At 60.6% G+C, this 19,005-nt stretch carries 14 protein-coding genes; 5 read left to right on the top strand and 9 right to left on the bottom strand.

The genetic code is table 11. From position 1 onward, the window contains the following. Positions 1-37 precede the first annotated feature (37 nt). Positions 38-598, top strand: coding sequence for a hypothetical protein (locus ACIQUH_RS02480; RefSeq protein ID WP_400812304.1), 561 nt, complete (start codon positions 38-40; stop codon positions 596-598). A 14-nt stretch (positions 599-612) separates the two neighbouring features. Here the strand turns inward: ACIQUH_RS02480 and folK are convergent, their stop codons facing one another. The 3 genes from folK to folP all read right to left on the bottom strand — a co-directional run bounded on the left by folK (position 613) and on the right by folP (position 2,362). Next, positions 613-1,128, bottom strand: coding sequence for a 2-amino-4-hydroxy-6-hydroxymethyldihydropteridine diphosphokinase (gene folK, locus ACIQUH_RS02475; protein WP_400812504.1), 516 nt, complete (start codon positions 1,126-1,128; stop codon positions 613-615). Positions 1,129-1,132: 4 nt separating this feature from the next. Continuing rightward, positions 1,133-1,498 (bottom strand): dihydroneopterin aldolase, encoded by a 366-nt coding sequence (folB, locus tag ACIQUH_RS02470; RefSeq protein ID WP_003502532.1) that lies wholly within the window; start codon positions 1,496-1,498, stop codon positions 1,133-1,135. A 78-nt stretch (positions 1,499-1,576) separates the two neighbouring features. Next, the gene (folP, locus tag ACIQUH_RS02465; RefSeq protein WP_400812302.1) at positions 1,577-2,362 is read right to left on the bottom strand and encodes a dihydropteroate synthase; all 786 of its coding nucleotides are present in this window, start codon (positions 2,360-2,362) and stop codon (positions 1,577-1,579) included. Between the two features lie 179 nt (positions 2,363-2,541). Here folP and ACIQUH_RS02460 point away from each other — a divergent pair, with 179 nt between their 5' ends. Further along, positions 2,542-3,168, top strand: a complete 627-nt coding sequence (locus ACIQUH_RS02460) for a DUF922 domain-containing Zn-dependent protease (protein ID WP_400812301.1) — start codon at positions 2,542-2,544, stop codon at positions 3,166-3,168. Positions 3,169-3,475: 307 nt separating this feature from the next. On the opposite strand, the gene ACIQUH_RS02455 is transcribed toward ACIQUH_RS02460, so the two are convergent. Together ACIQUH_RS02455 and ACIQUH_RS02450 are read right to left on the bottom strand one after the other, a co-directional pair. Then, positions 3,476-3,796 (bottom strand): 2Fe-2S iron-sulfur cluster-binding protein, encoded by a 321-nt coding sequence (locus tag ACIQUH_RS02455; protein WP_400812299.1) that lies wholly within the window; start codon positions 3,794-3,796, stop codon positions 3,476-3,478. Between the two features lie 130 nt (positions 3,797-3,926). Beyond that, positions 3,927-4,295 carry an Hpt domain-containing protein gene (locus ACIQUH_RS02450; protein WP_400812297.1) on the bottom strand — a complete coding sequence of 123 codons (369 nt, stop codon included), beginning with the start codon at positions 4,293-4,295 and terminating at the stop codon, positions 3,927-3,929. Positions 4,296-4,773: 478 nt separating this feature from the next. Between ACIQUH_RS02450 and ACIQUH_RS02445 the strand changes: the two genes are divergently transcribed. After that, the gene (locus tag ACIQUH_RS02445) at positions 4,774-11,130 is read left to right on the top strand and encodes a hypothetical protein (protein ID WP_400812296.1); all 6,357 of its coding nucleotides are present in this window, start codon (positions 4,774-4,776) and stop codon (positions 11,128-11,130) included. Between the two features lie 748 nt (positions 11,131-11,878). Here ACIQUH_RS02445 and ACIQUH_RS02440 read toward each other — a convergent pair. Further along, positions 11,879-12,796 (bottom strand): PhzF family phenazine biosynthesis protein, encoded by a 918-nt coding sequence (locus ACIQUH_RS02440; protein ID WP_400812295.1) that lies wholly within the window; start codon positions 12,794-12,796, stop codon positions 11,879-11,881. A gap of 304 nt (positions 12,797-13,100) precedes the next feature. Between ACIQUH_RS02440 and ACIQUH_RS02435 the strand changes: the two genes are divergently transcribed. Both ACIQUH_RS02435 and ACIQUH_RS02430 read left to right on the top strand, forming a co-directional pair. Beyond that, positions 13,101-13,874, top strand: coding sequence for an NAD kinase (locus ACIQUH_RS02435; RefSeq protein ID WP_400812293.1), 774 nt, complete (start codon positions 13,101-13,103; stop codon positions 13,872-13,874). Between the two features lie 19 nt (positions 13,875-13,893). Next, a complete protein-coding gene (locus tag ACIQUH_RS02430; protein ID WP_400812292.1) occupies positions 13,894-14,394 on the top strand; it encodes a hypothetical protein in 501 nt (166 codons plus the stop codon). A gap of 231 nt (positions 14,395-14,625) precedes the next feature. Here ACIQUH_RS02430 and ACIQUH_RS02425 read toward each other — a convergent pair whose 3' ends face one another. The 3 genes from ACIQUH_RS02425 to ACIQUH_RS02415 form a co-directional block, all read right to left on the bottom strand. Next, positions 14,626-15,096 (bottom strand): cysteine hydrolase family protein, encoded by a 471-nt coding sequence (locus ACIQUH_RS02425; protein WP_400812291.1) that lies wholly within the window; start codon positions 15,094-15,096, stop codon positions 14,626-14,628. 74 nt (positions 15,097-15,170) lie between these two features. Next, positions 15,171-16,302 (bottom strand): peptide chain release factor 2 gene (gene prfB / locus ACIQUH_RS02420; protein WP_400812289.1). Its coding sequence is split into 2 segments (ribosomal slippage): positions 15,171-16,232 and positions 16,234-16,302, totalling 1,131 coding nucleotides; the frame shifts between segments, so codons are not numbered across the junction. A 98-nt stretch (positions 16,303-16,400) separates the two neighbouring features. Further along, positions 16,401-18,848 (bottom strand): penicillin-binding protein 1A, encoded by a 2,448-nt coding sequence (locus ACIQUH_RS02415; RefSeq protein ID WP_400812287.1) that lies wholly within the window; start codon positions 18,846-18,848, stop codon positions 16,401-16,403. Positions 18,849-19,005: the final 157 nt, after the last annotated feature.

Raw genomic sequence — 19,005 nt, 5'->3', positions numbered from 1 at the left:
AGCCTATCGAACAGGCATCTTCGCCGGGGAAAGTATCATGTATTCGCGCTTCTTTTCGCTTGTGGGCGGGCTTGCCGCCATATTGTCCGTCAGCGGTGGCTTCGGCATGTCTGACGTCCATGCCGCATCGCGCGATCGCGACGACGTGTTCTTCCGCTCCGTGGCCGGTGTCTGGAAAGGTCCGGGCGAAATCGTCGCCGGCAAATACAAGGGCACCAAATTCACCTGCGATCTGACGGGCGAACCGCTCGACGACAAGCAGACCGGCATCAAGCTCGGCGGCACCTGCCGCGTCGGCGTCTTCAGCCAGCCCATGTCGGCCATCATCAGCCAGAAGGGCAACAGCTACGAGGGCAAGTTCCTCGACGGCGCCGAAGGCAAGGGGCTGGACATCACCTCCGGCCAGGTCAGTGGCGACAAGGTTGTTGTCGGGATCAATCGCGCCAAGCTCAACGGTGCGATGGTCGCCCGCGTCTCGAACGACAATTCGATGAACATCACCATTTCCGTCAAGGTCGCTGACCAGATGATCCCGGTCATCGGCGTGACGCTGGCGCGCGATATCGACCAGCTCGCCGTCGGTTCGATCAAGCCGTAAAAGCCATATTCTTCTCAGCCATCGCCAAGCGGGAGTGTCCACCACTCCCGTTTTTCGTTTGCGCTGACAATGCCGGTCTTGTCGGCCTGCTGAAGCCATTCCCGCACGGGCTTGCCTTTTACCTCAAGGTCGGGCGCGATATCGGCAAGCGGCATCAGCACAAAAGCGCGCTCCGTCATGCGCGGATGCGGCACTTCGATGCTTTCCGTAACGAGAGACTCATTCCCATAGGTCAGCACATCGATATCGATGGTGCGCGGGCCCCAGCGCTCCTTGCGCACCCGCTTCATGCCCTTTTCGATGTCGAGGCATAATTGCAGCAGCGCGGACGCTGAAAGCGAGGTCTCGACCAAAGCGCAGCAATTGAAGAAATCCGCCTGATCCGTCTTGCCCCAGGGCGGCGTGCGGTAAAGGCCGGAAACGGCCAGCAGGCGGCAATCACCATGCGCGTCGAGTTCGCGCAGCGCCCTTGCCATCGCAACGGCGGGATCGCCGATATTGCCGCCGAGCCCCAATGCGGCGATGGTCATCTTTTCAGGCACGGTGTTCAACACTCACCTGCGCATAATCGAGAATGCCCGGAACCGGTGCCGAGGGTTTGCGCACGGTGATCCGCAACCAGACGATCTGCGGATAACGGGCGCGAAGCGCCTTGGCGATGTCGTTCGCCAGCGCCTCGATGAGATAACGACGCTGGCCGACGACGATTTTCTCGATGACGGCGAAGGCCACGCCATAATCGACGGTGTTTTCGATATCGTCGGTTTCCAGTGCATCACCCGCCTCGACTTCCATCTCGGCATCGACGAAAAAGCGCTGACCCAGCACCTCCTCCTGCTCGAGAAGGCCATGACGGGCGAAAAAAGAACAGTTTTTCAGGATAATGGTATAGCGGCTCATCGCATCGCCTCCATGGCAGGACTGTTTCGCCTGAAAGCCGCGCCATCTTCGGGACACGGCATTCCGGCACTCGTTAAACTACGCATCGGCCTTTGCCGACGCTTTGGCAAGGACCGCATCGGCGATTGCCAGCGCATCGCGGGTTGCCGCGACATTGTGCACGCGAAAGATCGAAGCGCCCGCAAGCCTCAGGATCGCGGTGGTCGCAGCCGTTCCGATATCGCGTTCATGGGCCGCATCCCGGCCCGTCAGCGACCCGATGAAACGCTTGCGCGACGTGCCGGCAAGAACCGGCAGGCCAAAAGCGGCAAGCTCACCGAAACGCGCCATCAGCGCGACATTTTCGCTTTCATCCTTGGCAAAACCGAAACCGGGATCGAGTACCACGGCGTCGCGGGCGATACCCGCATCCTCGGCTATCTCAAGTGAGCGATTGAGGAATTCGAACTGATCCGCGATGACATCGGCAAGTTTCTGCCGGTCGCGGCCGGTATGCATGATGCACACGCCGGCGCGGGCGGCGGCCACCACACCGGCCATCTCCGCGTCTTTCTGCAGTCCGAAGACGTCATTGACGATATGGGCGCCGGCGCTGATCGCCAACCGTGCCGTCGAGGCGCGATAGGTGTCGACAGAAATCAGCACATCCGTCTCGCGGCGCAATTTCTCGATGACGGGCAACACACGGTCCTGTTCCTCGGCTTCCGTCACCGCGGCGGCGCCGGGCCGGGTGGATTCACCGCCTATATCGATGATATCGGCGCCCTCCTCCACACAGGTCAACGCATGGGAAAAAGCCGCATCGACGGCGAGATAACGGCCGCCATCGGAAAAGGAATCGGGCGTCGCATTAACGATGGCCATAATACGGCCACGCCCATCAAGTTTCAGGGAGCGGCCATGGGCCGCTTGCCACGCGTTGCTGCCGACTGTTATCACGTAACACGCGCCTTTCAGGAATAACGGAGTGTTATGCCAATTCTTATAAGTTCCGCTCCGCCTATGCAGCAAACCTTTTTCAAGTTCAACCGGAAGGCCGGGTCATGACAAAATCATCACGTGCTCTTTGCGCCGCTTTAGCGGCTGCAGTGGCACTTTCCCTACCCGGACCGGCGTTTTCCGAAACCATCGTCCGCAAGACCTATTCCTATTTTTCGATCACCGGCAAAACCGCCGCCGACCTCGACCAGCAGCTCTCCAGGCACGGTCCGCTGACGCGCAATACCGGCGCGCGCCATCCGGGTGCGACCGAAATCAAATTCGGCGGCGAGCTCACCTATGTCGAGAAAGACGGCCTTTGCAGCGTCGGAACGGCCAAAGTGGTGCTGAATACCCGCATCCTCCTGCCGCAATGGAAAAACCGCCGCCGCACCACGGCGGAGCTGGCCTTCATCTGGGATACGCTGCTTGCCGATATCAAGCGCCACGAGGAACGCCACGCCGAAATCGCCCGCACCCACGCCCGCGCGCTTGAAAGACAGCTGACGTCGCTTCGCCCCCAGAAAAACTGCGAGACGCTACAGGAAATGGTCGGCAAGATCACCCAGACGGTGATGGACGAGCACGATCGCGATCAGATGCGCTTCGATGTGGTGGAATCGAAAAATTTCGATGCCCGCATGACACGGCTTTTAAAGAACCGGCTCGAGCAGGGTCAGAACCGCCGCTGAAGATCTTCGGCCGTAGTTTCCAAAATCCCGAGCAACAACACGGACATGACGTAACGTCATGTCCGATATCACCCGTGAATTCTCGTCATGGTGCGGCCGGCAAGACTCATTGTAGCTTGTTCATACGGTTTGAAATGGTTGCGGCCCACGGCGGGTCCGACGGTTGCAACCGTCTCCGGTTCTCCCGGTGCGCGCTTGAGGGCTCGCAGGTGTTTCCTCCCTCGCCTGCATGCTGCGTACCCGCCTCGCCCCGCTCCCCGCTATCAGGTGAGCGGGGCTTTTTCTGCGAGCGATAAAGCTGGTGTCTTCAGCCCTGGCGTTCGGGAACATGAACGACGAGGCCGTCAAGCTCGTCGTTCATCTTGATCTGACAGGAAAGACGCGATGTCGGGCGAACGTCGAAGGCGAAGTCCAGCATGTCCTCTTCCATCGGCTGCGGACCGCCGACGCGCTCGGCCCAGGCATCGTCGACATAGACATGACAGGTCGCACAGGCGCAGGCGCCGCCACATTCCGCATCGATGCCGGGAATGGAGTTGCGCACTGCATTTTCCATGACGGTGGAGCCGTTGCTCACGTCGAGTTCATGGGGCGTGCCGTCAAAGGCAACGATGGTCAGTTTTGTCATGCCGGAAATCCAAAATGTGATCTAAGAACTGTTCTAAACACATAGAAAGGCCGGTCCGCCTTGGCAACCCGCTTCAAGGGCGCACAGGCGCAACCGGCCTTTCAAAATGGCAGATTTGATGTGTTACGCCTCAGCGGCAGAGCTTGAGGATGAAATTTTCGGCCTCGACAATGGTTGCCGCGAGTTTTGCGATCGCCGCGCTGTCATTGCCCTTGCCCTCCACCACGGCCGCAGCCGCGGAAACGGCGGAGGCGCCGACGGCCTGCGCGGCCCCCTTCAGACGGTGGGCCGTTGCCATGACGGCCTTGCCGTCGGCGCCAGCCATTTCATGCAATGCGGCGCGGGCGTTACGGCTGAAGAGTTGCAGCACTTCGATCTCCAGATCCTTGTCGCCCATGGTCTGCCGGGCGAGATGATCGAAATCGATCGGTTTTTTACCGGTGGCAGGTGCACTGCCGCAATTATCGGGAGCTTCGAAAACAATACTGACCGCTGCCATGGCTGAAATTCCTGTCTCGCCGTTTCCTGTTTCGTGTCACATCTGTGTCGTATTCACTCATCCAAACCCGTGCTATCGGCTTAAATTACGGCCTGACGCGGGCGAAAATCTTCTGCTATGGTTAATTTATGTTAAACTTATGCGAAACAAGGCGTTCAGCGTGAAACTCAGGTTTAAAAACTGTTAAAAAGCCGACACTTCGCCACCGCCGCAAATCCGCATTAATTGTTTCGAACACCTAAATGTGTCACTACGGTACTGCCGTTCCCGCAGGGCTTAAGCTCAAGCTTTGTTATTGCGGCACAGTGATGTAATTTCGCCCGAAAGCTGGACCACCAGCAATTCGGGATTTGGTAAATGGCGGAATTGTTTCCTTTAACGGGATAATGTTTCGCTGGCATGATGGCGGCAGTCCGCTTGCGGATAGCAAGTGGTCAACGGCATGAAGCCGGGCGTATGTGTAACGAGGCGTAACCGCATGGCGAATAACAAGATCAGCGACTCTGTCGACGAGACTGCATTTCAGGCGTTGGAAGACGCCCTGCAGCTTGGCGCTTTCGAAGAAAAGCCGGAGACGCGGAAAACTGCAGCGCCGAAGCAGCCGGAGGCCAGATTGAAGGAAGCAAGCCGACAGACCCCTGCTCCCGAGGCCGCCCGCGCGCCTGCAGAACAGACGCCCAGATCGCCCAATCTCGAAGCGGCCAATGACGGCTCCAAGCGCAGCCCGGCGATGATCCTGAAATCGCTGGAAGGCGGTTCCATCGGCGGTGCGCTTCGCAACGCCACGATCATGTCGGTCATCTGGGCGCTTGGTGGTCTTGGCATCGCACACCTTCTTTATGGCAACGCGCTGTGGAACATCGCCTCGCTGGCCGACCTAACCGCGATCCCCGGCCTGATGGCGATCGTCGTCGGCATCCTCGTTCCCGTCATGCTGTTCTTCGCCTTCGCGATCATGATGGCGCGCGCCCGCGATCTGCGGAATGCCGCCCGCTCCATGGCCGAAGTCGCCCTTCGCCTTGCGGAGCCCGAAACCGTCGCATCCGACCGCATCATGTCGGTCGGCCAGGCGGTTCGCCGTGAAGTCTCGGCCATGAATGATGGCATCGAGCGCACCATTGCCCGCGCGACGGAACTCGAAACGCTGGTTCATTCCGAGGTCAACGCGCTTGAGCGCAGCTATGCCGACAATGAACTGCGCGTGCGCAGCCTCGTGCAGGAACTGACCGCCGAGCGCGACGCCATCGTCAACCATGCGGAGCGTATCCGCTCCTCCATCGTCGGCGCGCAGGAACAGATCAAGGAAGAGCTTTCCATCGTCGGCGAAGAGCTTTCGATGCGGATCGCCACGACCGGCGAGGCTTTCGCCTCGATGATCGACACGCGCTCGGCCGCGCTGCTCGAAAAATCGCGCGCTTCGACCGAAGCGATGGGCAGCCTAATCGCCGCCAAGACCGAAAATCTGTTGCAGGCGCTGAACTCCTCCGGCTCGACGATATCAAACGAATTCGACATGCGCCTGCACAACCTCACCTCGACGCTGGACGAGCGCGGTGAAGTGCTGCTGGAGCGTTTCGCGATCCATGCCTCGACGCTTGATAGCGGCGTGGAAAGCCTTAACAGCGCTCTTGAGGAACGCACCCGACAGCTCAACGAGACGCTGTCCACGCGCACGCTCGAACTCAACCGCAATATCGAACGCGGCCAGCAGGTCATCGGCGGTTCGCTGGATACGGTTCTCGACAAGCTGTCCACGACGCTCGAAGAAAAGGGCCTCTCCTTCCGCCAGAGCCTGCAGAGCACGGCCGACGATGCGATCATGGATCTCGATCTTCGCTCCGGCCTCTATGAAGAGCGCATGCAGGCGACGGTCGGCCAGGTCAACTCGGCCTTCGACGAGCATGTGGCGCAGTTTGCCAGCGCCTTCGACCAGCGCGCCGGCAGCCTCGACAGCAAGCTGATGGAAAGCCTCGCCCGCATCAACGAAACCGTTGCCGGCGGCTCCGAAGCGCTCGACACCATGCTGAGCGCCGGTCTGGAGCGCATCGGCACCACCATGACCGATCAGTCGCTGGCGCTCGCAACCGCGCTGGGCACGGGTCAGGAAATGCTGGAAAGTGCGCTTGAAAGCCGGACACAGGCCTTCAGCGACGCGATCGGCCAGCGTACCGCCGAAATCACCGATGCCTTCGCCAATTCGCACGAAAAGATCGATGCCGTGCTGGCGGAACGCAGCAATGCCCTGTTCGGCGCGCTTTCGGCCAGCCAGAACCGTTTCGACGAGGCGCTCGCCAGCCGTTCGATGGCGATTACCGGCTCCGTCTCCGGCACGGCCGAACGGCTTGCCGCGATGCTCGACGAACGTGCCGCCGCGATCAACAACGTCGTCGCCGATGTCGAGCGTCGTCTTGCCGAAACGCTCGAAACCCGGGCGGCAGCCATCACCGGCGCGGTTTCCGGCATCGAGGACCGCATTTCCGATACGCTGGAAAGCCGCACGGCCGCCCTGCATGACGTCGTCTCCGGTGCGGAAAGCCGTATCGCCGAAACCCTGGATGGCCGCACGGCCGCGCTCTCCAGCGCTATTTCCGGCGTTGAGGAACGTATCGCCGACACGATGGACAGCCGTACCCTGTCGCTCGATATGACCTTCGCCAATGTCGAGGAAAGACTGTCCGAGACGCTCGACAACCGCACCTCTGCCCTCACCGGCATCGTGGCGAGCGCCGAAGAAAAGATCGCCGGCGCACTCGACAGCCGCACGGCAACCTTCGGCGACGTTGTCGCCGGCGCTGAGACCCGGATCGCGGAAACGCTTGATGGCCGCACCGCAGCCCTCAACGCCGTGGTCTCCGGTGCCGAAGAACGCATCGCCGATGCGCTCGACAGCCGCACCATGGCGCTCGACATGACATTTTCCGGTGCAGAGGAAAAAATCGCCGAAGCGCTCGACACGCGCACCGCAGCCCTTGGCGAACTGGTGGCCGGCGCCGAGACCCGTATCGCCGGCGCCCTCGACAGCCGAACCGAATCGCTGAAGACCGTCGTTTCCGGTGCGGAAGAGCGCATCACCGATGTGCTCGACAGCCGCACCATGGCGCTCGACATGAGCTTCTCCGGTGTCGAGGAAAAGATCGCCGATATTCTCGATGGTCGCACCACGGCCCTGCACAACGCCGTTTCCGGCGTCGAGGACCGCATTGCCGGGGCGCTTGACAGCCGTACCGCGGCCCTCTCGGGCATTGTTTCCGGCGCAGAGGAGCGCATCGCGGACGCGCTCGACAGCCGCACCATGGCGCTCGACATGGCGATTTCGGGCGTCGAGGAACGCATTGCCGAGGCCATGGATGCCAGAGCATCGTCGCTTTCGCTCGCAGCCGCCGGCGTCGGCCAGCGTCTCGAAGCGACCGCATTCACGCTTGAAAACGCACTGGCCAGCGGCCACGAGCGGCTCGAAACCATGCTCGGTTCGCAGGCCGAGCGCATTGCCGGCTCTCTGGAGCGCAATAGCGGCCTGATCGAGCAGAGCGTGTCGGGCGCGGCCAACCGCATCGAAAGCGTCGTTGAAGACGGCAGCACCCGTTTTTCCCAGACGGTGGAAGAAGGTGTGTCCCGCCTCGAAAGCAATCTGTCGCAATCGCATGAGGATATCCGCACCGCGCTCGATCAGCGCCAGGCCGACCTTGCCGCAACGCTCAGCTCCGCCACGACCCAGATGGGCGACATGCTCTCCGAACAGGCGATGATGATCGGCACCACGGTCGCGTCCAGCGCCAGCATGCTCGAACTGTCGCTCGAAACCCAGCAGGAAACACTGCAGAAGGCGATCGACGGCAGCGCACAGACGCTGGAAGAGCGTTTGCGCAACAGCGCCGGCGACATCGCCGTCAAGATCGGCGAGGCTGCCCGCGAAATCGGCGGTGCGACGGATGCCCTGTCCTCGAAAATCGAGACCTCCATCGGCAATGTCACCACCCGTCTCGATGAGACCGGTGCCCGTATCGAGACCTCGCTCGATACGCTGCAGGCACGCGTCGGTGGCGACCTCGCCAATGTGAACACCTCAATCGAAGATGCCGGCCGCCGCTTTGCCGAAGCGCTGGAAGACAAGACGGCTGTGTTCGCCCGCACCAGCGACGAGGCAGCCGAGCGCATCACCGGCATTCTGGACGAGCAGACCACGCGCGTCGCGGACACGTTCGAAAACCGTACCAGCCGTCTGGCAGAGACCTTCGATGCCGGCACGGCCCGCATCGATGAACGCCTCGGCACCATGGACCGGGCGCTGACGATCGGTCTTGAAAACGTCAACCGCACCATTGAAGGCAAGGCGAGCGATCTCGCCGTCAGCCTGCGCGGCGCGGTCACCTCCGCCACCCAGAGCATTGGCGAAGAAGCCGTCCGCTCCACCTCCCTTCTCGCCAAGTCCGGTTCGGAATTCGCCGAACAGGTGCAGGCGCAGAACGAGGCCTTCACCAAGGCCATCGAGGAACGCTCCGGCGAGATCGTCAATCGCATTTCGGATGCGCAGACCCGTCTCTCGGGCCAGGCGGCGGCCGTGGCTCAGACCTTCTCCGAGGCGGGCAACATCATCGTCAACAAGGTGGCCGAGGCTGAAGCCGTCGTCCGCTCCCAGGTCGGCGTCATTTCCGAGACGCTCACGGGTGTCGAATCCGCCCTCGACGCACGCGGCGAATCCATTCGCTCGGCGCTGGACAACCGCACCCGCGAACTCAACTCGATGCTGGCCAGCCGTTCCGCCGAACTGTCGCGCCTGATCGAGGAAAAAGCCAAGCCTGTCGTCGACGAATATGCCACCATCGGCCGCGAAGCTGCCGAAAAGATCGTCTCCGCCGCCCAGCAGAGCGCCGAGCTCCTGTCGCAAAGCAACAGCGGCATGGTCGGCATGGTGGAACAGGCGATCAGCGACTACGCCGCTGCCGGAACGGATGCGGCAAGCAAGCTCGTCGCCGCCACCCGCCAGAGCACCGACATGCTGTCCGAGACGCATACGGCCATGGCGGACGCCGTCGAACAGGGCATCGACAAATATGCCCGCGCCGGCAGCGACGCGGCCAACAAGCTGGTCGCCGCCACCCGGCAGAGCGCCGACATGCTGTCGCAGACCCATAACAGCATGGCGGAAGTCGTCGAACAGTCGGCAAGCAACTTCAACTCCGCCGTCGAGCGCGCAGCACAGGGCTTCGGCGCAGCAGACGAGGCATTGAACGCCTCGGCGACCCGCTTCTCCGAATCCGCCTCGCAGGCCGCCGACATGGTGTCCAGCTCCAGCCGTCTGCTCGAAGGAAAGATCGACCGCCTGTCGAATATTTCCGGCCAGACGCTGGCGCAGGTCGCCGGTATCGTCGGACGCTTCGAGGAACATTCGAAGGTGCTGAGCCAGGCGTCGGAACTGCTGAATGCCGCCCAGTCGAGCCTCGTCGGCACCCTGGAAGAGCGTCAGGACGCGCTGCGCAGCCTGTCCGTCGGCCTCGTCAAGCGGTCCGAGGAAATCGAAAGCGCCATGCGCAACGTCATCGGCGTGGTGGAAACCACGCTCAACGAGGCCGAGGAACGTTCGCAGAACGTCGCCGGCAATCTGCGTGACAATCTTCAGGCGTCCTTCTCCGATATCGGCCGCTCGCTTGATGAGACCGAACAGCGCGCCCGCTCGGCGGCTCAGACCATGCGGGGCGCCCTGCTCTCCGCTGGTCAGGATGCCAGCCGCTCGATCGAAAGCACGCTCTCCGACGCGCAGAAATATTCCGACGAGCTCGTCAACCGCCTGCGCGGCGGCGTCGAATCCTCGCTTTCGGAGGTCGACAATCTTCTCGGCAGTGCTTCCGAAAAATCCAACGCTGCCGCAGCCAACCTCAAGGAAACGCTGCGTCAGGCCGTCGAGGAGGCCGTCAGCCGCTTCGCCGGTGCGACGGACGAAATCCGCCGTTCCAGCCACGATATCCGCCGCGAGCTGGATGCGACCCGTGCCGAACTGAAACGTGGCGCCTTCGACCTGCCGGAAGAAGCCAAGGAAAGTGCGGCCGCCATGCGTCGCGCCGTTTCCGAACAGATCAAGGCCCTGCAGGATATTTCCCAGCTCGTCGGTCGTTCGGCCCACCAGATGGAAGTCTCCGAACCGGTTGCCCGCGCCATTGCCGCAACCCAGCCGGCAGCCGATCGCCGTGTCGAGACGCGTCCGCAGCCGGCAGCTCCGGTTCAGCAGCAGCGCCCGGCGCAGCCGCAGCCGGCTCCCGCACCGGCTGCATTGCGCGGCACCCTGCCGCTTGAGAACCGCCAGGTCGAGAACCGTCAGGCACCTGCCCCGGCCCAGCCGGTTGCCCCGACAGGACGCCGCGAAGAAGGTGGCGGCTGGATCAGCGATCTTCTGCGCGGCGCTTCGCGTGACGGGCAGGAAGCCTCTGCCGCTTCCGCCCCGCGCGCCGGCGCCGAACAGCAGCCGACCCGTGCGGCCGACACCCGCAATCCGCGGCACATGGTGGAATCGCTGAACTCGCTCTCGGTCGACATCGCCCGCGCCATCGACCACGATGCCTCCGTGGAGCTTTGGCGCCGCTACCAGCGCGGCGAGCGCGACGTCTTCACCCGCCGCCTCTATACGCTGAAGGGTCAGACGACCTTTGACGAGATCAAGCGCAAATATGAGCGGGAAGCGGAATTCCGCACCGCCGTCGACCGTTACATCACCGATTTCGAGAAGCTGCTCGCCGATGTGGCCCGCACGGATCGCGACCGGACCGTGACACAGTCTTATCTCACCTCCGATACCGGCAAGGTCTATACGATGCTTGCCCATGCGGCGGGCCGGTTTAATTGACCCTTCACGCCGAGCTTAACTATCAAACCCCGGCTCTGGCCGGGGTTTCGTTTTTTGTTTGAAAAGCTCCACCAAACTTGGAAATTCCAGCGTATGCAGATAAGGCTCGTGGCGACTATCCGCAGCACACTTTATTTTCGGGCTCAAGCCACACAGAACTAGTGTTTTCAAATAAAAATCGCACTTGGCGAATCTCGACGCAGAAGCTTCGATAAAAATTTAATTTATATTGAATTACGGTGCTATTTTACTTATTATTTTTTGGCACATTATTATACGATTTATCGCCTTTAATTAGAAAATACTTATGAATTTAAAAAATATTGCCATAATAGCAACACTTCCTTTCCAGCTCACTTCTTGCGCCAGATTTGACGAGGCTCGAGAAGCTATCAATAAGTGTGACAGAGGTAAGATAGAACAAACTCTTAAAGACTTTTATGGCCATCGTGAAAGAGAGATACAAACAATAGTTCGACATATTAACTACCGGAAATTTTCCTCGGAATGCTTGGGTACGCTTGAGGTAAGAACCCCAATTTACGGTTGGCCAACTGAGCGCAAATACCCCGAAATATCGATGGGTTGGAATTTGCACTATAGCATACAGGAGAAAACAGGGATCTGCCTGAGGAAGTCCACGACAATCGCGTCGATAAGAATAGACACTATTTGCCATAGATAGTTCCTCGGACACATCGAGAATCCTATAAACCACCAGTCAAAATTTTCCTTCAGCGCCCCGAAATCAAAGTTCGAACGTACCCGATGCAACCCGCACCGCGTGGCCGCCGATGCGGGCGCGGGCGATTTCGTTGTCCTTGATATCCATGCGTAGGTGGATGTGGGATGGTCTTTCCATCTCCACGCCCTGCTCTATCAGGAGCGGATGGTGGCCGTCCGTCAGCCCGTCGAAATGGTGGATGGCGCCAGAGAGAGCGGCGGCGGCCGAGCCGGTGGCTGGGTCTTCCGCAATCCCCATCTCCGGGGAGAACATGCGAGCATGGAACTTCGCCGTATGATTGACGCCGCCGCGACAGTAGATATAGGCAGCCGCCAGCAGGCCTTCGACCAGCGGCGCGGTGCGCAGCCACAGGTTGGCGTCGAAATCCATATCGCGCACGGCAGCGATATTGTGCATTGGCACCAGCAGGAAAGGCACGCCGGCCGTCCAGATCGATGGCACATGATTCTCGAAGCCCAAATGTCCCTCACTGACGCCAAGTGCATCGGCAAGGGCGGCGTGATCGAGCGGCAGTTCAACGCGGGAGGATTTGCGCGGCAGGTCGAATTCGGCGAAGCTGACGGCGCCGGCGCGCATCTTCACCGCGCAGCGCACCGGCCCCACCTTCTCTTCCAGCACACAGACCATGTCGATATCGTCATCACCCTCGCTGCGATTGCGCTCGGCAATGGCGACTGCCGCTCCGACGGTCGGGTGGCCGGCAAAGGGCAATTCGCCCGAGGGTGTGAAGATGCGCAGCGAAGCCGCATGCGCGGGGTTGGTGGATCGGTTGACGAATACCGTCTCGGAAAGGTTCATTTCCCGCGCAATCGCCTGCATCGTGTCCTGCGGAAGATCATCGGCATCATACATGACCGCCAGCGGATTTCCCGCCATTCTCGTCTCGGTAAAGACATCGTAGATATCGTAGTTCAGCGCCACATCCGTCTCCTGCCACTCGTCATTCCGACTGCCATGGCAAACTGCATCAGGCCGTCGCGCATCGCAACCCTTGTCGGCGGGCGCAAATCAAGAAGCTGTGGACCGGAACGGCAAGACCCTTCGCAATGGAACGGCTGGCGGTTCGAAAGGCCTTGTCGCCTGCCGCCGTCTTCATGTACCAAGGGTGCGTCTGGCGGCTTGTCGTCCACCTCTTGGTTGAGGTTTAAAGATTTCGAGCCGCTTCAACGGGTTACAGCGTCCTGCGCGGACCGGTTCCGGTCTGTGCCGTTGTCGAGGGAAGCGGATGTCGCATTCTACCTATTCACTGTCCTTCGTCGCCTCCCCATCCGAGGAGGCGCAGACGGCGTTGAAAGAGCTGAAAGCCGTTTATGATGATACGCCGTTCGAAGAGGCCGATGTCATCGTTGCACTTGGCGGCGACGGTTTCATGCTGCAGATTCTCAACGAAACGATGAATTCCGGCAAGCGGGTCTATGGCATGAACCGGGGCTCTGTCGGGTTTCTGATGAATGACTACCGGGTGGAAGGCCTCACCCAGCGCATCGCGGTGGCGAGTGGCAATGATTTCCATCCCCTGCGCATGACGACGACGGATTCCGACGGCGACGAATTTACCGCGCTTGCAATGAACGAGGTCAGCCTGTTTCGCCAGTCGCATCAGGCCGCCAAGCTTCGTGTGGAGGTGGACGGCAAAGTGCGGCTGGAGGAACTGATCTGCGACGGCATGATGGTGGCAACCCCCGCCGGATCGACGGCTTACAATTTCTCCGCCCATGGGCCGATCCTGCCGCTGGAATCACCGCTTCTCGCGCTCACCCCGGTCAGCGCTTTCCGTCCGCGACGCTGGCGCGGTGCGCTTTTGCCGAATAAGGTGACGGTCGATATTCATGTTCTCGAACGCGACAAGCGCCCTGTGAATGCGGTGGCCGACCACACCGAGGTGAAATCCGTTCGTCACGTTCGGATCGCACAATCGCAGGACAGGACGGCGAGAATTCTCTCGGACCCGGATCGTTCATGGTCGGACCGGGTTCTGGCCGAACAGTTCAACAATTAAACCAACCACCACGACTGCCATGTACGCCAAAAAATCGCTCCTCGCTGCTCTGCTTCTTGCCACGACCGTCTTGCCCGCGCGGGCGCAGACGCAGGCAATCGACACGCTGCCTGTTTCCGCCATATTCGTCGTCAGCAGCGGCATGTGGGAAGATCGGAACCTCGAGCCGGTAAAAGGTCCTGACGGACAATTGCGGCCACCGCCTGCCTCGCCCACACGGGGTTATTACAAGGTCATTGCAATCCGCCAGGGCGACGGCACGGCAAAAATCTACCTGCAGCGCATCGTCTTTACCGCCGATGGCCCTAGCCTCCTCGAAAATATCGAGCTGGAAGAATTCAGCCAGATGAAGTCCTATGTCACGGATATCCGTCCGGAAAGCTCGAATGGCGCGCCTACCTCGCCCGGCCTGTTCGTCACCGTCTATCTGAAAACGGACCCGATGGCCAAGGAAGCGGAAAGCTGGACGATCCTGATCGACGAGCTCGGTGAGATGAAGGTCGAAAAAGCCTCGAACTAACCCGGTATTGTGGGCTCACTCTCTTCCGTCATTCCGGCCCTGAGCCGGAATTTAGCCAGCCCAAGTCCTTGGGCTGAAGGGACTCTTCTCGCCGCACCCACACGCGTCGACTGGATACCGGCTCAAGGCCGGCATGACGGAAGAGGAAAATGCCAGTACAAAGTATCGGGTGCATTCGTCGCCTGATCCAAAGCAGTTTCTCGATGCCCCTAACCGGTGTGCTGGAATACTCTAATCGTTCAGCTCATGCGGCCCGGCGAGCACCGCTCCGAAATGATGCTTCCATAATCTCGCACCGAGTTCACCGCTGCGGTCGAGACTGGAGCCCACCGTCAGCCACGGCAGAAGCGTGGGATGCAGCCCCGCATCGAACAGGGCAAAACCGGCCGCCAGCACGCAGGTATCGGCCTGAATGCCGCAGACCAGTACCCGGTCGAGTTTCAGGGACAGGAGATGGTCGATAACCTCCCGGGGTGGCGCATAACCGTGTTTGATGAATATGCGGTCTGCCGGCACGAGCGATACATCATCCCTGCCCGGTTTCCAGCCCAGTTGCCGCTCGAAGGGGGTTACGTTTTCATCATGGCGCTCGACGGTGGCGATGCTGGGCATGGTTCTGGCAAGCGCGGATATCTCCGCCACCAGTGAAGCCGGCGGATTGAAGCTCGGCTGGACGTCAACGATATAGAGCGCCTGTTTCATGCTTGTCCTCCAACGAAAAACCCCTCGCAATCGGTTTGCGAGGGGCAAATTTCCGATCGACGCGTCGGGGCGTCTTAATCGATATCCGAGACTTCCACGTCAGCGCCGCCGCTGATGCGGTGGGCAAGAGCGGCTTCCATGAATTCGTTCAGATCGCCATCTAGCACGTTGCCGGGTGCGGTGCTTTCCACGCCGGTGCGCAGGTCCTTCACCAGCTGGTAAGGCTGCAGAACGTAGGAACGGATCTGGTGGCCCCAGCCGATATCGGTCTTGGATGCAGCCTGCGCATTGGCCGCCTCTTCCCGCTTCTGCAGTTCCACCTCATAGAGACGGGCGCGCAGCATGTCCCACGCCTTGGCGCGGTTCTTGTGCTGGGAGCGCTCCTGCTGGCAGGCGACGGCGATGCCGGTCGGAATATGCGTGATACGCACGGCCGAGTCCGTGGTGTTAACGTGCTGGCCGCCCGCACCGGACGAACGATAGGTGTCGATACGGCAATCGCTTTCATTGATGTCGATCTGGATCGAATCATCGACCACCGGATAGACCCAGATGGAAGAAAACGAAGTGTGACGCCGGGCATTGCTGTCATAGGGCGAGATACGAACGAGGCGGTGAACGCCCGATTCCGTCTTCATCCAGCCGAAGGCGTTGTGGCCCTTGACCAGGATCGTGGCCGACTTGATGCCCGCCTCGTCGCCATCGTGGATTTCGAGAACTTCGACCTTGAAGCCCTGACGCTCAGCCCAGCGGGTGTACATGCGCAGCAGCATGTTCGCCCAATCCTGGCTTTCGGTGCCGCCTGCGCCGGAATGCACTTCCACATAGGTGTCGTTGCTGTCGGCCTCGCCGGAAAGCATCGCTTCCACCTGGCGGCGATTCGCTTCGCTTCTCAGCGCCTTCAGCGCGTCTTCGGCGTCCTTGACGATTTCGTCGTCGCCTTCCATCTCGCCGAGTTCGATCAGCTCGATATTGTCCTTGAGCTGCTGCTCCAGCGCCTTGACGCCGTTGATGCTGTCATCCAGCTGCTGGCGTTCGCGCATCAGCTTCTGGGCTTCAGTGGCATCGTTCCAGAGGGTCGGATCCTCTGCCTTGTTGTTCAACCAGTCCAGTCGTCTTATCGCCTGGTCCCAGTCAAAGATGCCTCCTCAGCAGGCTTATGGCCTGCTTGATTTCATCGACTACGTTCACGATTTCATTGCGCATTTCGCTGGTTTTTCACCTTCGTTGAAACTTGTTGCTCAAATAAATGCGGGGGGCGCGGATGTAAAGACCCGCGCCCCCGCCAAACGTCATGACCGATGTCAATAAAGACCGCCGCCACCGCCGGTGATGGCCTGCTGTGCCTGCGGCGAGGTCTTCAGGATATCTTCCTGCGACATGTAGCCTTCCGCACCGATCACCGAGAAGGTGGAAGCCGGACCCGTGCCGGGCTTGAAGGCTTCCATGATCGTGTCCGGTTCGCCTTCAGCTGCCGCCATGCCCGTCTTGCGGTTGACGGCGACGAAGTTCATGCCGGCAGGCACGATGAACTTGCTCGGCTCCATGTGCTTGGCCGCGTCGGCGATGAATTCACCGAAGATCGGCGCCGACAGCGAGCCACCGGTGCCGCCGCGACCGAGCGGTGCCGGCGAATCGAAACCGATATAGAGACCGGCGACCATGTCCGGCGTATAACCGACGAACCAGGCGTCCTTTTCATCATTGGTGGTGCCCGTCTTGCCGGCAACCGGCAGATCGACCTTGATCTTGCCCGCCGCCGTGCCGCGCTGCACGACGCCTTCCAGCATCGAGGTCGTCTGATAGGCGGTCATCGGGTCGAGAACCTGCTCGCGATTGTCGACGACGACAGGCTCGTCCTGGTTCTGCCAGCTCGTCGCATTGCAGCCTTCGCAGGCGCGCTCTTCATGGCGGAAGATCGTCTTGCCGTAGCGGTCCTGAATGCGGTCGATCAGCGTCGGCTTGATCTGCTTGCCGCCATTGGCGATGACCGAATAGGCCGAAACCATGCGCATCACGGTCGTTTCACCCGAACCGAGCGACATGGACAGAAGCGGCGGCATCTTGTCGTAGATGCCGAAGCGTTCGGCATATTCCGCCACCAGGTTCATGCCCATGTCCTGCGCCAGACGCACGGTCATGAGGTTACGGGATTTTTCGATGCCGAGACGCAGGGTCGAAGGGCCTGCGGAACCGCCGCCGTAATTCTGCGGCTTCCAGACCTGATTGCCGGACACGACCTCGATCGGCGCATCGAGAATGACCGATGCCGGCGTATAGCCATTGTCGAGCGCCGCCGCATAGATGAACGGCTTGAAGGAGGAGCCCGGCTGGCGCATGGCCTGCGTCGAGCGGTTGAACTCCGACTGCGCATAGGAGAAGCCGCCGACCATGGCCAGAACGCGGCCGGTATGCGGGTCCATCACCACCATGCCGCCCTGTACTTTCGGCGGCTGACGCAGGCGGTATTCATTGCCGGAATTGGCGAGCGGCTGCGCGTAAATGACGTCTCCGGCCGAGAGCACGCCGACCGGCGACTTGGCGGTCGCCTTTTTGCCAGTCGCATCCCGATAGGCCCAGCGCATGTTTTCAGCGGAGATATGGCCGCGCGTGCGCTTGTCGCCATCTTCCGTTTCCGTATCGGGCTGCACGCCGATATCGACACCATCGGCAGCAACGGCGAGTACGACCGCCACTTTCCATTCCGGAACGTCGCGCAGGCCCTTGACCTTGGCGAGCGCGGCCGTCCAGTCGCCTGCGGTCTCGATCTTTTCGATGGGTCCACGGAAACCGCGACGCTCGTCATATTGGACAAGCCCGTCCTGAAGCGCTTTACGTGCTTCCATCTGGATCTGCGGATCGAAAGACGTACGGACCGAAAGGCCGCCTTCGAGAAGCGCTTCCTCGCCATATTTCTCGACGATCTGGCGGCGGACTTCCTCGGCGAAATAATCGGATGCGAAAATATGCGCGCCGCCGCGGCGCAGATTGACGCCAAGCGGCTGCTTTTTAGCGTCGGTGGCATCTGCGACAGTGATGTAGCCGTTCTCGGCCATACGGTCGATCACCCAGTCGCGACGCTCAAGAGCCGCCTTTTCGCGACGGATCGGATGGTAATTGGCCGGCCCCTTCGGCAGCGATGCGAGATAAGCGGTCTCGGCGATGGTCAGTTCCGTCACCGACTTGTTGAAATAGGTAAGCGCCGCGCCGGCGATGCCGTAGGAATTCAGGCCGAAAAAGATCTCGTTGAGGTAAAGCTCGAGAATCTTGTCCTTGGAATAGGTCTGCTCGATACGGAAGGAGAGGATGGCTTCCTTGAGCTTGCGGTCGATGGTCTGGTCGTTCGTCAGCAGGAAGTTCTTCGCCACCTGCTGGGTGATGGTCGAGGCACCGACCGGACGGCGGCCGGAGCCGAGGTTCTGGATATTGACGAGAATGGCGCGACCGAGACCGAAGACATCGACGCCCGGATGATTGTAGAAATTCTTGTCTTCCGCCGAAAGGAATGCGGCCTTCACCCGGTCGGGAATGGCCTGGATGGGCAGGAACAGGCGCTTTTCATGGGCATATTCCGCCATCAGCGCACCGTTGCCGGCATGTACGCGGGTCGTTACCGGCGGCTCGTAGGTGCTCAGAACTGCATAGTCCGGCAGGTCCTTCGTCACGCCGTGCAAATAAATCGCAGCGACGACGGCGGCGCACAGGAAGAGCACGCTGGCCAAGCCGAAAAAATATCCAATCAGTCTGATCATACCAAGCTACCGATAATTCGAATCGTAACCATCAACGCCCGACGATTTACGGGCGCATCCTTGCATATCGCGTGCCGTTTTGCACACCATACCTTCGATGACAAGCCGGATACGGCAGCATTCGCTGATATGTTACCGGGCCGCCGGCCCGCAATCG

Origin of the sequence: Agrobacterium sp. NPDC090283, assembly GCF_044769685.1 — a bacterium.
GTDB lineage: Bacteria > Pseudomonadota > Alphaproteobacteria > Rhizobiales > Rhizobiaceae > Agrobacterium.
The sequence above is the reverse complement of the archived record's forward strand: the minus strand, read 5'-3'. Positions and strand labels throughout refer to the sequence as shown.

What these genes read in the sequence shown, in the direction of transcription:
- ACIQUH_RS02480 (WP_400812304.1), top strand. Translation starts at nt 38, where the DNA reads ATGTATTCGCGCTTCTTTTCGCTTGTGGGCGGGCTTGCCGCCATATTG.
- folK (WP_400812504.1), bottom strand. Translation starts at nt 1,128, where the DNA reads ATGACCATCGCCGCATTGGGGCTCGGCGGCAATATCGGCGATCCCGCC.
- folB (WP_003502532.1), bottom strand. Translation starts at nt 1,498, where the DNA reads ATGAGCCGCTATACCATTATCCTGAAAAACTGTTCTTTTTTCGCCCGT.
- folP (WP_400812302.1), bottom strand. Translation starts at nt 2,362, where the DNA reads ATGGCCATCGTTAATGCGACGCCCGATTCCTTTTCCGATGGCGGCCGT.
- ACIQUH_RS02460 (WP_400812301.1), top strand. Translation starts at nt 2,542, where the DNA reads ATGACAAAATCATCACGTGCTCTTTGCGCCGCTTTAGCGGCTGCAGTG.
- ACIQUH_RS02455 (WP_400812299.1), bottom strand. Translation starts at nt 3,796, where the DNA reads ATGACAAAACTGACCATCGTTGCCTTTGACGGCACGCCCCATGAACTC.
- ACIQUH_RS02450 (WP_400812297.1), bottom strand. Translation starts at nt 4,295, where the DNA reads ATGGCAGCGGTCAGTATTGTTTTCGAAGCTCCCGATAATTGCGGCAGT.
- ACIQUH_RS02445 (WP_400812296.1), top strand. Translation starts at nt 4,774, where the DNA reads ATGGCGAATAACAAGATCAGCGACTCTGTCGACGAGACTGCATTTCAG.
- ACIQUH_RS02435 (WP_400812293.1), top strand. Translation starts at nt 13,101, where the DNA reads ATGTCGCATTCTACCTATTCACTGTCCTTCGTCGCCTCCCCATCCGAG.
- ACIQUH_RS02430 (WP_400812292.1), top strand. Translation starts at nt 13,894, where the DNA reads ATGTACGCCAAAAAATCGCTCCTCGCTGCTCTGCTTCTTGCCACGACC.
- ACIQUH_RS02425 (WP_400812291.1), bottom strand. Translation starts at nt 15,096, where the DNA reads ATGAAACAGGCGCTCTATATCGTTGACGTCCAGCCGAGCTTCAATCCG.
- ACIQUH_RS02415 (WP_400812287.1), bottom strand. Translation starts at nt 18,848, where the DNA reads ATGATCAGACTGATTGGATATTTTTTCGGCTTGGCCAGCGTGCTCTTC.